General features: G+C 67.0%; 11 protein-coding genes and 1 tRNA gene. 7 read left to right on the top strand and 5 right to left on the bottom strand.

What is annotated here, in order from left to right; genetic code table 11:
* Positions 1 to 101: 101 nt before the first annotated feature.
* From OM513_RS20585 to OM513_RS20575, 3 genes are all read right to left on the bottom strand, one after another.
* On the bottom strand, positions 102 to 1,817 hold the full coding sequence (locus OM513_RS20585; protein ID WP_380916605.1) for a putative bifunctional diguanylate cyclase/phosphodiesterase: 1,716 nt from the start codon (positions 1,815 to 1,817) through the stop codon (positions 102 to 104).
* A 99-nt stretch (positions 1,818 to 1,916) separates the two neighbouring features.
* Positions 1,917 to 4,163 carry a DNA topoisomerase IV subunit A gene (parC, locus tag OM513_RS20580; protein WP_264946662.1) on the bottom strand — a complete coding sequence of 749 codons (2,247 nt, stop codon included), beginning with the start codon at positions 4,161 to 4,163 and terminating at the stop codon, positions 1,917 to 1,919.
* 83 nt (positions 4,164 to 4,246) lie between these two features.
* A complete protein-coding gene (locus OM513_RS20575; protein ID WP_264946661.1) occupies positions 4,247 to 5,185 on the bottom strand; it encodes a LysR substrate-binding domain-containing protein in 939 nt (312 codons plus the stop codon).
* A 112-nt stretch (positions 5,186 to 5,297) separates the two neighbouring features.
* Here OM513_RS20575 and OM513_RS20570 point away from each other — a divergent pair, with 112 nt between their 5' ends.
* The 6 genes from OM513_RS20570 (at position 5,298) to purQ (ending at position 9,709) form a co-directional block, all read left to right on the top strand.
* Positions 5,298 to 5,597 carry a UrcA family protein gene (locus OM513_RS20570; protein WP_264946660.1) on the top strand — a complete coding sequence of 100 codons (300 nt, stop codon included), beginning with the start codon at positions 5,298 to 5,300 and terminating at the stop codon, positions 5,595 to 5,597.
* Between the two features lie 235 nt (positions 5,598 to 5,832).
* A complete protein-coding gene (locus OM513_RS20565; RefSeq protein ID WP_264946659.1) occupies positions 5,833 to 6,714 on the top strand; it encodes a hypothetical protein in 882 nt (293 codons plus the stop codon).
* A 150-nt stretch (positions 6,715 to 6,864) separates the two neighbouring features.
* Positions 6,865 to 7,842 carry a DUF4349 domain-containing protein gene (locus OM513_RS20560; RefSeq protein WP_264946658.1) on the top strand — a complete coding sequence of 326 codons (978 nt, stop codon included), beginning with the start codon at positions 6,865 to 6,867 and terminating at the stop codon, positions 7,840 to 7,842.
* Between the two features lie 106 nt (positions 7,843 to 7,948).
* Positions 7,949 to 8,728 carry a phosphoribosylaminoimidazolesuccinocarboxamide synthase gene (purC, locus tag OM513_RS20555; RefSeq protein WP_264946657.1) on the top strand — a complete coding sequence of 260 codons (780 nt, stop codon included), beginning with the start codon at positions 7,949 to 7,951 and terminating at the stop codon, positions 8,726 to 8,728.
* An 88-nt stretch (positions 8,729 to 8,816) separates the two neighbouring features.
* The gene (purS, locus tag OM513_RS20550) at positions 8,817 to 9,047 is read left to right on the top strand and encodes a phosphoribosylformylglycinamidine synthase subunit PurS (protein WP_264946656.1); all 231 of its coding nucleotides are present in this window, start codon (positions 8,817 to 8,819) and stop codon (positions 9,045 to 9,047) included.
* Positions 9,044 to 9,709, top strand: coding sequence for a phosphoribosylformylglycinamidine synthase subunit PurQ (gene purQ, locus OM513_RS20545; protein WP_264946655.1), 666 nt, complete (start codon positions 9,044 to 9,046; stop codon positions 9,707 to 9,709). Before purS ends, purQ begins: the two co-directional genes overlap by 4 nt.
* A 222-nt stretch (positions 9,710 to 9,931) precedes the next feature.
* Here the strand turns inward: purQ and OM513_RS20540 are convergent, their stop codons facing one another.
* Both OM513_RS20540 and OM513_RS20535 read right to left on the bottom strand, forming a co-directional pair.
* Positions 9,932 to 10,333 (bottom strand): hypothetical protein, encoded by a 402-nt coding sequence (locus OM513_RS20540; RefSeq protein WP_264946654.1) that lies wholly within the window; start codon positions 10,331 to 10,333, stop codon positions 9,932 to 9,934.
* Positions 10,330 to 11,055 (bottom strand): queuosine precursor transporter, encoded by a 726-nt coding sequence (locus OM513_RS20535; protein WP_264946653.1) that lies wholly within the window; start codon positions 11,053 to 11,055, stop codon positions 10,330 to 10,332. Before OM513_RS20535 ends, OM513_RS20540 begins: the two co-directional genes overlap by 4 nt.
* Positions 11,056 to 11,113: 58 nt before the next feature.
* On the opposite strand from OM513_RS20535, the gene OM513_RS20530 reads away from it, so the two are divergent.
* A tRNA-Arg gene (locus tag OM513_RS20530) sits at positions 11,114 to 11,190 on the top strand.
* Positions 11,191 to 11,681 lie beyond the last annotated feature (491 nt).

The raw sequence follows: 11,681 nt of genomic DNA, 5'->3' as shown, positions 1-11,681 counted from the left end.
GCTCAACTCGTATCGCTTGATCCCCATGGTGCCTCCGCAACTGCAGAAACCCATGAATCAGACATCCCTACCTTTGGAAATCCTCTGAATGTCGATACAGCCTAGATATAGGGCTCGGACAACAGCCGGTAGGCGTCCTCGGCCTCAAGCGGACGGGCGTAGAGGAAACCCTGGCCATAGGTGCATCCCAGCGCCGCCAGCGTCTGCGCCAGCTCGTTGGTCTCGATGCCCTCGGCGGTGGTCTGTTTGCCCAGCGCCTGCGCCAGGCTCAGGATCGCACGGACGATGGCGATCTTGTCGCGATCGGCCAGCATCCCCGTCACGAAGCTGCGGTCGATCTTGAGCAGGTCGATCGGCAGCCGCTGGAGATAGGCGAGGTTCGAATAGCCGGTGCCGAAATCGTCCATCGCCACGGTGGCGCCCAGATCCTTCAGCGCCTTCATCGTCTGGGTGATGCGATCGGGATCGGTCACGATCGCGCTTTCGGTCAGTTCCAGCGTCAGCCGGTGCCCGTCGATGCGGTGCGCGTCGAGCGCGGACTTCACCATCATCGGCACATTGTCGCGCTGGAGCTGGATAGCCGAGAGGTTGACCGCGATCTTCACGCCACATTCGCCGCCGGCCCGCGCATCCCATTGCGCCAGCGTCCGCGCCGCCGCGTCCATCGCCCAGCGGCCGAGCGGCACGATCAGCCCCGCCTCCTCCGCCACGGGGATGAAGTCGTTGGGGGACAGCTTGTGCCCTTCCTCGTTGGTCCAGCGCGCGAGCGCCTCGAACGAAGTGATGCGCCCGGTGGCCAGATCGCAGATCGGCTGGAAGTGCAGCGTCATCGCGCCGGTTTCGATCGCGCGGCGCAGCTCGGTCTCCATGCCGAACTGCTCGCGGGCGATATCGAAGGCGCGGGTCTGATAGACTTCGGTGCGGCCGCTGATCTTGGCGCGCTTCATCGCGAACTGGGCGTTGCGGACCAGATCCTCGGGATCGCCGTCATTGTCCGATCCCAGCGCGATGCCGATCGAACAGTCCACCCGGATCTCGAAGTCCGAGAGGCGGAAGGGGTTGGCCAGCGCCGCGTTGATCCGCTTGGCCACGTGCAGCGCGTCGTTCGGCCCATCGTCCAGCGTCAGCAGCATGCCGAACTCGTCGCCGTTCATCCGTGCCAGCGTGTCGCGGCCGCGCAGCGCGCCCTTCAGCCGGCGCGCGACCGAGATGAGCAGCTCGTCGCCCGCCAGTCCGCCCATGCAGGCGTTGACGCGGCTGAACCGGCTGAGGTTCACCACCATCACCGCATAGCGATCGCGCATATCGGGGGTGACCGCGGCCTCCACCTCGTCGCTGAAGCCGGCGCGGTTGGGCAGCCCGGTAAGGCTGTCCGTCATCATCTCGCGGCGCAGGCTGTGCTCGGTGCGCAGTTCCGCGGTGTGATCGACCAGCGTGACCATGCAGCGCGGCACCGACCGGCGATCGGTCCGCCGCGCGAAGGTGACGTTGAAATAGCGGCAATCGACTTCCTCGCCGAACTGCCACGCGATCTCACAGCGCGCCTCATCCGATTCGAGGAAGCGGCGAAGCTGGCTTCCCAGCAGCCGGATCAGCGGCGATTCCGAAGCGACAGCACCCAGCCCCGCCATTCGGAATGGTCGGTTAACCGCATCGAATTGAAAGCTTTTTCCGTGAAGTTCGACGATCGCGGCGGGAACGGGAAGCAGATCGATCATGATCGCGCCAGAGCCCGGGCCAAAGGCGTGCGCGTCCTCACGCTGCGCAGCGCGCGGCACAGGTTCGCCAAGCAAGGTCTTTGCCTTCGGGATCGCCATCAGCTCCCGGGCTAGCCGTAATTGGTTAAGGCGCTCTGAAGGAAACGGAATTTCGCTTGCGCAACAATCCCTTTGCAATCACCCCGGCCAGCGCGGCGATCAGAAGCGGTTGTCCCGCGGGAAGCCCTGCGGCGGCATCCGCCCGGCCGCGCCGCGCGCCGTGCGCCACGGCGACAGATCGGTCTCGGTCCGCGTCCGGCCGCTCTCGCCGCCCATCGTCCAGCTCAGGCCGTCGGCCAGGCGGAAGGTTCGCACGTCCGAAAGCCCGCCGTCGCGGAAACGCTGGAGCTGTACGCCCTGCCCGCGCGCCAGCTCCGCGACCTCGGCCAGCGGGAAGACGAGCAGCTTGCGGTTGTCGCCGATCGCCGCGACCATATCGTCCTCGGGCGCGATCGGGCGGACGACGCGCAGATGCGCGCCGGCCCGGGGCGTCATCACCTGCTTGCCCTTGCGCGTCTCGGCGATCACATCCTCTGCCTTCACCACGAAGCCGCGGCCGTCGCTGGCGGCGACCAGCAGCTTTTCCGCCGCGCCCGCCGGCATCAGGCTCACGATGGCGCGATCGCCCTCCAGGTCGATCATCAGCCGCACCGGCTCGCCGAACCCGCGCCCGCCGGGCAGCTTGTCCGCCGCCAGCGTGTAGAAACGGCCATTGTCCGCCGCCAGCAACAGCTTGTCGGTGGTCTGCGCCGGGAAGGTCAGGAAGGCCTCGTCGCCCTCCTTGAACTTCAGATCGGCGAGCTGGCCCGGCTCGATATGCCCCTTCATCGCGCGGATCCAGCCGCGCTTGGAAAGGATCACGGTGATCGGCTCGCGCTCGATCATCGCCTCCAGCGGGATCTCGCGCGCGGGCGCCGCTTCCTCGATCAGCGTGCGGCGGCGGCCCAGATCGGTCTCGGGGCCATAACGTTCGCGGATCTTGCCCAGATCGCGCTTCATCCGCGTGCGCTGCCGCGCCTCGCTGCCCAGCAGCAGCTCCAGCTCGGCCTTCTCCTTCTCCAGATCGGCCTGCTCGCGCTTCAGCTCCATCTCCTCCAGCTTGCGCAGGCTGCGCAGCCGCATGTTCAGGATCGCCTCGGCCTGGCGGTCGGTGAGCTGGAATTCGGCCATCATCACCGGCTTGGGCTCGTCCTCGGTACGGATGATCTCGATCACCCGGTCCAGGTTGAGGAAGGCGATGATGTAGCCCGCCACCAGCTCCAGCCGGTCGGCGATCTTGGCCAGCCGGTGTTCGGTGCGGCGGCGCAGGACGACGAACTGGTGATCGACCCAGGCCGCCAGCGCCTCGCCCAGCCCCATCACGCGCGGCGTGCGGTTGCGATCGAGCACGTTGAGGTTGAGCGAGAAGCGCACCTCCAGGTCCGAAAGCCGGAACAGGCTGTCCATCAGCGTCTGCGGGTCCACCGTGCGCGCGCGCGGTTCCAGCACGATGCGGATGTCCTCGGCGCTCTCGTCGCGCACATCGGCCAGGATCGGCAGCTTCTTGTCGTTGATCAGCGCGGCGATCGCCTCGATCAGCTTGCCCTTCTGCACGCCATAGGGAATCTCGGTGATCACCGCGACCCAGGTGCCCCGCCCCTGATCCTCCTGGTGCCAGCGCGATCGGACGCGGAACGATCCGCGCCCGGTGGCATAGGCCTCCGCGATCACGGCGGGCGGATCGACGACGATGCCGCCGGTCGGGAAATCAGGCCCCTTCACATGCTGAAGCACGTCGGCGTGAGGATTGTCGATCAGCGCGACCGCGGCATCGATCAGCTCGGCGGCGTTGTGCGGCGGGATGTTGGTCGCCATGCCCACCGCGATCCCCGCCGCGCCATTGGCCAGCAGGTTGGGGAACAGGCCGGGGAACAGCTCCGGCTCCTCGTCCTCACCATTGTAGGTGGGGCGGAAATCGACCGAATTCTCGTCCAGCCCCTCCATCAGGTCGATCGCGACCTGGGTCAGCCGCGCCTCGGTATAGCGATAGGCGGCGGCGTTATCGCCATCGATATTACCGAAATTGCCCTGGCCGTCGACCAGCGGATAGCGCAGCGAAAAAGTCTGCGCGAGGCGGACCATCGCGTCATAGACCGATGCGTCGCCATGCGGGTGGTATTTGCCGATCACGTCGCCCACGACGCGCGCGCACTTCTTGTAGCCCTGGGCCGGATCGAGCCGCAGCAGCCGCATCGCCCACAGCAGGCGGCGATGCACAGGCTTCAGCCCGTCGCGGACATCGGGAAGCGAGCGCGCCGTGATCGTCGAGAGCGCATAGACAAGGTAACGCTCGGAGAGCGCGCTGTCGAAAGGTACGTCAGAGGGGCTGCCCGGCTCGGCCGGGCTGCTGTCGGTATCGAGTGCCATTGGCGCTCCGATAGCAGCCCCCCGGCGCGGTGGCCATCACGCGCGCCCGGCTCCCGCAGGCCTTTTCCACAGCTTTCGCCGGCTCAGCGGGCCAGTTCCTCCGCGCTGGGCGGGATCAGCGCGCCGAAGGGATCGTCACCCATCGCGCCGCGCACCTCCGCGAGTATCCAGTCGCGGAAGGCGCGGACCTTGGACAGGTGGCGCTTGCTCTCCGGATAGACCAGCCAGAAGCTGCTGCGATACTGGACGAAATGGGGCAGCACCTGGACGAGCTGGCCGCTGGCGAGCGCGTGCTGCCACATCGGCGGGCTGAGCGCGGCGACGCCGTGGCCGGCGATGGCGGCGTTGCCTTGCTGCACCTGCCAGTCCATCCGCACGCCGCCCTGCCGATCGGGCACCACGCCGCCCATCGCGGTGCTGAACCACAGCTCCCACCAGTCGTCGTCGGGGGAAAGGCGCGGGACTTCCAGCAGGTCCGCCGGTTCGCGGATCGGCCGGTGGCGGGCCAGGAATTCGGGGCTCGCCAGCGGCGCGACGGGCATGCGCATCAGGAAGTGGCTGACCAGCGCGTCGCCGGGATGCACCGTGCCGCGCACCGCCGCGTCGAACTCGCCGGTGGAAAAATCCACCTTGATGTCCGACGTGTCGAGCCGCACCGCCAGCTCCGGCCGCGCGACCTGGAACCCGCCCAGCCGCGCCGCCAGCCAGTTGGTGGCGAAGGTCATCGGCGCGCTGACCGTCAGCACCGCCTCATTCTCCTGGCGCAGCGAGGCGAAGGCATCGCCCATCAGGTCGAACGCGGAGGTGATCTGCGGCGCGATCCGCCTGCCGATATCGGTCAGCACGATCCCGCGCCCGCTGCGCGCGAACAGCGGCACGCCCAGCCGCTCCTCCAGCAGCTTCATCTGATAGCTGACCGCCGCCTGGGTCATCCCCAGCTCCTCGGCGGCGCGGGTGAAGCTGCCCAGACGGGCGGCCGCCTCGAACACGCGGACGGCGGCTAGCGGCGGAATTCTGCGCATCGCCTTTCATAAGCACAACTGATGATAGTCCCGCAACGATTTGTTGGATGCCGGCACCGTTCGGGAGCAGAGGAGCGCCATCGCCCACACGGAACACCGAGGGAACAGGAACATGCTCAAGACGCTCATTGCCCTGCCGCTGCTGATCGCCGCGGCGCCCGCCATCGCCCAGGACGCGCCGGTCGCGCGCGTCAGCTACGCCGATCTCGATCTGGGCTCCGCCGCGGGCCGCGCCCAGCTCGAACACCGTATCCAGGCCGCGGTGCGGCTCGTCTGCGAAGACCCCAAGACCCGCGACCTGCGCCGCGAGGTGCAGAACCGCGGTTGCCGCGACACGGCGCTGGCCAACGCGGCGGCGCAGCGGGAGAAGGCTTTCGCCAACGCAGGCCAGACGGCATTCATCGTGCGCTGACTTTCCCTGGCAAGCGATGAACCGCGGGGTGGCGCCAGGCCGGCGCCGCCCCGCGAACGCCGTGGACACACAAGTTCTATTGATGAAAGGCGCCGCCCGACGCCTCCCCCCGCACGCGCGCCTGCATCCGCGTTCCCGCAGCGGGAAGCTTCCCGAAACGAAACAACGCCGGCACAGCGGAGTTGGGAGGCGGCCAAAACTGCGTTAAGTCCCCGCATCGTCCAGGGAGGGAAAGATGCGAGTCGTTGCTGCACTTTCGGCGTTGCTGCTGCTGGCGGGTTGCGACCTCGCCGGTTCGGACAACGGCAAGAAGGCGGCCGCCTCCGCCGCCGAGGATTTCGGCGCACCTTCCCGCGGCTATGACTATCGCTATGCCTATCGCCTTCCCGGCGAGCAGCTTAAGGCGGTGCTCCAGTCCAACGCCGACGCCTGCGACAAGCTGACGCCCACGCGCTGCCGCATCCTTTCGATGCGTTACAAGGTGGATGGCGCGAACAAGATCCGCGCGATGCTGATGATCACCATCGATCCGGCCATCGCCCGCACCTATGGCGAAGCGGTGACCAAGGCGGTGACCGGGGTCGACGGCGTGCTCGTCGACACCGAGGTGACCGGCGCCGATTCGACCAGCTCCGCGCGCGGGGCCGCGCTGATCAAGCGCCTGCAGGACCAGCTCGCCAACGCCCGATCCCAGGCGCAGGGCGACGGCGGCGACGCCGCAAAAGCCCGGGCCGACCGGCTCCAGACCGCGCTCGACGCCATCGCCGAGGTTGAGGCGGGCCAGGGCCAGTCGCTGGCCAATGCGCCGGTGCTGCTTACCTATGAATCCAGCTCAGCGCTCACCGGCCTGGGATCGGCGCAGGCCAATTTCCGCAACGCGGGCCACACGCTCGAAAGCTCGGTCGCGCGGCTGCTGACCGTGCTGGCCGCGATCGGCCCGTGGATGATCGCGCTGATCCTGATCATCGCGCTGCTGCGCTTCATCGTCCATGGCCGCGGCGGCGGCGCGGGCGACGAGGACTATGCCGAGCAGCAGCAGGAAGAACCGCGCGACAACCGCAACCTGATCCAGCGCTGGTTTAACCGCGACGACGACGAGCCCCAGCCGCAGGGCTGAGGCGGCTTCCGCCCGGGCCGGCCGGCGCCGGGCGGAATGCAGGAGCCCTAGAATGGATCGCCTGCGTCACGATCGCGCTTGACTCGATTAGATGATGTAACGTTATATCATTTAATGATAGCCATCCAATCCCGTGCCGTGCGCATACCGTTGGCAATCGCCGCGGGCATCCTGACACTGGCCATCTTCGTGATGCTGGTGATCCAGGCCCGCCCGCTGCTCACCGCGGACATCTCCCGGCCCATCGAGGCCTATAACGTCACCCCGGCCGCGCCGTCCGGAGCCGTGCCGGCATCGCGCGATGCGCCCGCGCTGGCACCGGAAATCAGCGAGGGATCGCCGGCCGAGGTGGCGGAAGAGACGCAGGTAACCACCGCTCCGATCGCGATATCGCTGCCCAAGCTCGCCTATGCCTACAAGCTCGGCTTCCGCCTACCGGGCGATCGCATCGCCGCCGCACAGGGGGCGCACCGCAAGCTCTGCACGGATATGGGGCCTGCGCGCTGCCAGCTCGTCGCGATGGAGCGCGGGTCCGCGGACGATATCCAGGCCAGCGCGTTCCTTCGCCTGCGCGTCGACAGCGGCCAGGCGGGCGCCTTTTCCGACGCGGCCGTGCGCGCGGTGGCGCAGGCGGGCGGACGCACCATCGCCACCAGCGTGACGGCCGAGGACGTATCCAAGGACATCGTCGACGCCGAGGCGCGAATCCGCCAGCGCGAGTTGCTGGTCAGCCGCCTGACCGAGATGTTGCGCACCCGCGCCGGCCGCGTGTCCGAGCTGCTGGAGGCGGAGCGCAGCGTCGCGCAGGCGCAGGAGGAGCTGGACCAGGCCAAGGGCTGGCTGGCGGAGCTGCGCGCGCGCGTGGCGACATCGGAATTCGAGATCCGCTATCAAGCCGTCGCGGTACAGGCGACACCGCGAGTGGCCGGAAGCCAGTTGGGCGAAGCGGTCCGCGGATCGGGTGCCGCCTTCATCGTCGCGCTGCGCAGCCTGCTGACGCTGCTGATCTATCTCGCGCCCTGGCTGCTTCTAGCGGTGCCCCCGCTGCTGATCCTTCTCCGGAGGACGAGGCGCGCCGCGGAGGCCTCCAAATCCGCCGAACCGGAGGCCGGGGAGGAGCAAGGCTGATTGCACCCCCCTCCCCCTTCCGGTATAGCCCTTCGCCATCCAACGCCCCGGCCGCCGCATATCCCGCGCCGCCGGGGCCAGCTTTTTTGCAGGGGTTGCCTACGCCATGCCACGCCGCCGCCAAATCTACGAAGGCAAGGCCAAGATCCTGTATGAAGGTCCCGAGCCCGGCACGCTGATCCAGTATTTCAAGGACGATGCGACCGCGTTCAACGCCCAGAAGAAGGGCACGATCAGCGGCAAGGGCGTGCTCAACAACCGCATCAGCGAGCATATCTTCACGATGCTGGGCAACATCGGCGTGCCCACCCATTTCATCCGCCGCCTCAACATGCGCGAACAGTTGATCCGCCAGGTGGATATCGTGCCGATCGAGGTGGTCGTGCGCAACGTGGTGGCCGGTAGCCTTTCTAAGAAGCTGGGGATCGAGGAGGGCACGCCGCTGCCCCGCACGATCATCGAATATTATTTCAAGGACGACGCCCTCGGCGATCCGATGGTGACGGACGAGCATATCCTGTGCTTCGGCTGGGCCAGCCAGGAAGAGCTGCACGACATGGCGGACATGGCGATCCGCGTGAACGATTTCATGTCGGGCCTGTTCGCCGGGATCGGCATCCGGCTGGTGGACTTCAAGCTGGAGTTCGGCCGCATCTGGGACAACGACTACAGCCGCATAATCCTGGCCGACGAGATCAGCCCGGACGGATGCCGCCTGTGGGACATGGCCAGCGGCGAGAAGCTCGACAAGGACCGGTTCCGCCGCGATCTGGGCGGCGAGGTGGAAGCCTATCAGGAGGTCGCGCGCCGCCTGGGTCTGCTGCCGGAGGGCGAGAATTCGGCCGTGCTCGACCTGGAAACCCACCGCAAGCGCCGCGGAAAATAGTCCGCGGCGCCCGCGGCCCGCACGAAAGCCGGGCCGCGCGGCGTTTTCCGATTGCCCGAATCCATCCATGCGGCCATAGGCGCGGGGCATGAAGCTTCGCGTCATCGTCACCCTTAAGAACGGCGTGCTCGACCCCCAGGGCAAGGCCATCCAGCACGCGCTCGCCGGCCTCGGCTTCGACGGAGTCGAGGACGTCCGCGCCGGCAAGATCTTCGAACTGGAGGTTGCCGAGGGCACCAGCGACGCCGCCATCGAAGAGATGTGCCGCAAGCTGCTCGCCAACACGGTGATCGAAAACTACCGGATCGAGCGCGCATGAAAACCGCGGTGATCGTCTTTCCCGGCTCCAACTGCGATCGCGATATCGCGGTGGCGCTGGAGGCGGTCACGGGAACCGCGCCCGCGATGGTGTGGCATGGCGAAAGCGCGCTGCCCGGCGGGCTGGGCCTGATCGCGCTGCCCGGCGGCTTTTCCTACGGCGATTACCTGCGCTGCGGCGCGATCGCGGCGCGATCCCCGGTGGTGCGCGCGGTGATCGAGGCGGCCGGGCGCGGCGTGCCGGTGATCGGCATCTGCAACGGATTCCAGGTGCTCACCGAAACCGGGCTGCTCCCGGGCGCGCTGATGCGCAACGCCGGGCTCGATTTCGTGTGCCGCGACGTGGGGCTGAAGGTGGAGACGAGCCAGTCGATCTTCACCAGCGCCTATCGCGCGGGCGAGGAGATCAGCGTGCCGGTGGCCCACCACGACGGAAATTATTTCGCCGACGCCGATACGCTGGACCGGCTGGAGGGCGATGGGCGCGTGGCGTTCCGCTATACCAGCGACGTGAACGGATCGGCGCGCGGCATCGCGGGCATATTGAACGCATCGGGCAATGTGCTGGGCATGATGCCGCACCCCGAACGCTGCGTCGAAGCCGCCCATGGCAACACCGACGGCCGCCGCCTGTTCGAAGGGCTGCTCGAAGCGGTCGGCTGAGGCGGCCGCGCCTCGCGCGCACTAACCAATAAGGCGGGTTTATTCAAAGCTCCACGGGCCTTTCTCCGATGGAGCGCAATGCGTCACGCCTTAAATCGGAATCGGGTTGCTCCACCGTTCGCCCTGGGCTTTTCGAAGGGGTTCCGGCCACCGGCGATGCTCTCGAGGGACGCGCCCTTCGACAAGTTCAGGCCGAACGGGTCAGACCAGGCACGCCCCGCCCTAACCGTTCTGGTTCAATTCGTCCGGCCCGGCGCGCTCGCCGAACAACGGGGTGTATCGCGCCAGCAGCAGGATCGCGACGGGCCAGAACATCGTGTTCCACAGATCGTGGACGCTGAACGGAAGGCTGACGGCGAGCGGCACGCTGGTCATCAGCCCGTCGCGAATGTCCCACGCCTCCCCCGCCAGCGCCGCCGCCAGCACGATCGCCGCGGGCTTCCAGCCGCTCAGCCGCCAGCGGAACAGCCATGCGCTGCCGAACAGCAGCAGCAGCGCGACGTAAATGTGCAGCGCGTCCTTCTCCAGCCCCACATGCTGGATCAGCCACAGTTTGCTTTCCTGCAGCCACGTGGTCCCCGGCGTCACGATCGCCGGGGGGTAGACGATCGCCGCGTTGCTCACACCCGCGTCCGGAATGGCGTGAAGTCCGTGCCCTCGTCATAGATGTCCACGCCCTCGCGGCGCTTCAGCCAGTTGACGACGACATAGGTCACCGGCGTCAGCGCCGCTTCCCAGCCCACCTTCATCAGCCAGTTGGTGATCATCACCGTCATCACCTGCTCGTTCGACCACACGCCCAGGAAGGCGAGCGGATAGAAGATCAGGCTGTCCACGCCCTGGCCGAACACCGTCGATCCGATGGTGCGGGTCCACAGCATGCGCCCCTGGGTCCAGATCTTCATCCGCGCGAGCACGTAGGAGTTCACGAACTCGCCGACCCAGAAGGCCGCGACCGACGCGCCCACGATGCGCCAGACCTGGCCGAAGGCGGCCTCATAGACCTCCTGCCCTGCCCATCCGGCCGCGGGCGGCATGATCACGATCACCCAGCACATCACCGCCGCGAAGATCGCCGCGGCGAACCCCGCCCAGATCACCCGGCGCGCGCGGGCATAGCCATAGACCTCGGTCAGCACGTCGCCGAGGACGTAGGAGATGGGGAAGAACAATATCCCCGCGCCGAAGGTGAGCCCGCCCAGCGTAGCAACCTTCGCCGCGCCGACCACGTTGGACAGCACGAGCACGACGCAGAACGCCGCCATCAGGAAATCGAAATAGCGGAAATGGCTTCCCGCCAGCGCGCGTGCGGCGACGTGCGCCGGCCTGTCCGTCCCCTCGGTCATGGCGGGACTATGATCGCGGTTCCGCACGCGCGCAATCCGCGCTAGTTGGGCCGGGTGCGCGCCCGTAGCTCAGTTGGATAGAGCACGAGCCTTCTAAGCTTGGGGCCGCAGGTTCGAATCCTGCCGGGCGCGCCATTTCACTTTTTGGGCTTGAGATATCCTCCAACGCCTTGAAAGGCATGGATATTTCGGGGGTTTGAAAGCCGGATTTCCGGCAGTAGACGAGATGGCCCGGAAAGACCAGTTTCAGCATAGCTCTACGGTCCTCCAACCTACCTGTTTCCCATAGATTCCAAGGGTTTGCCAGAAACGCCATCGAGGTTTGAAAAACCTCGTCATAGTCGCGCGCGGGCGTGCCGCATTTGGCGATATTCTCCGCCAGAATCAGCTTGTCGCGTTCCAGCTCGCCGATCTTGCGCTCATAGGCTGTGATGACGGTCGGGCTGTCGGCTTCGACAATGCGGTCGAGAAACTGGCTGATCTTCTTTTCCACGGCGGCGGCCTCCAGCTTGAGCGCCGTGCGGCGCGCTGATGCTTCTTTGGCGCGGCTGACCCTGTCCCGTAAAATGTATCCGGTTGGTATGAGAGGGATCTGGCAAGATCGAAGCTGAGCGAGCTGGAGATTT

Source organism: Sphingomonas canadensis, from assembly GCF_026013525.1.
GTDB classification, from domain to species: Bacteria; Pseudomonadota; Alphaproteobacteria; order Sphingomonadales; family Sphingomonadaceae; genus Sphingomonas; species Sphingomonas canadensis.
The sequence above is the reverse complement of the archived record's forward strand: the minus strand, read 5'-3'. Positions and strand labels throughout refer to the sequence as shown.

Excerpts from the sequence above, each read along its gene's own strand:
- OM513_RS20575 (WP_264946661.1), bottom strand. The coding sequence starts at position 5,185 with ATGCGCAGAATTCCGCCGCTAGCCGCCGTCCGCGTGTTCGAGGCGGCC.
- OM513_RS20585 (WP_380916605.1), bottom strand. The coding sequence starts at position 1,817 with ATGGCGATCCCGAAGGCAAAGACCTTGCTTGGCGAACCTGTGCCGCGC.
- OM513_RS20565 (WP_264946659.1), top strand. The coding sequence starts at position 5,833 with ATGCGAGTCGTTGCTGCACTTTCGGCGTTGCTGCTGCTGGCGGGTTGC.
- purQ (WP_264946655.1), top strand. The coding sequence starts at position 9,044 with ATGAAAACCGCGGTGATCGTCTTTCCCGGCTCCAACTGCGATCGCGAT.
- purC (WP_264946657.1), top strand. The coding sequence starts at position 7,949 with ATGCCACGCCGCCGCCAAATCTACGAAGGCAAGGCCAAGATCCTGTAT.
- purS (WP_264946656.1), top strand. The coding sequence starts at position 8,817 with ATGAAGCTTCGCGTCATCGTCACCCTTAAGAACGGCGTGCTCGACCCC.
- parC (WP_264946662.1), bottom strand. The coding sequence starts at position 4,163 with ATGGCACTCGATACCGACAGCAGCCCGGCCGAGCCGGGCAGCCCCTCT.
- OM513_RS20570 (WP_264946660.1), top strand. The coding sequence starts at position 5,298 with ATGCTCAAGACGCTCATTGCCCTGCCGCTGCTGATCGCCGCGGCGCCC.
- OM513_RS20535 (WP_264946653.1), bottom strand. The coding sequence starts at position 11,055 with ATGACCGAGGGGACGGACAGGCCGGCGCACGTCGCCGCACGCGCGCTG.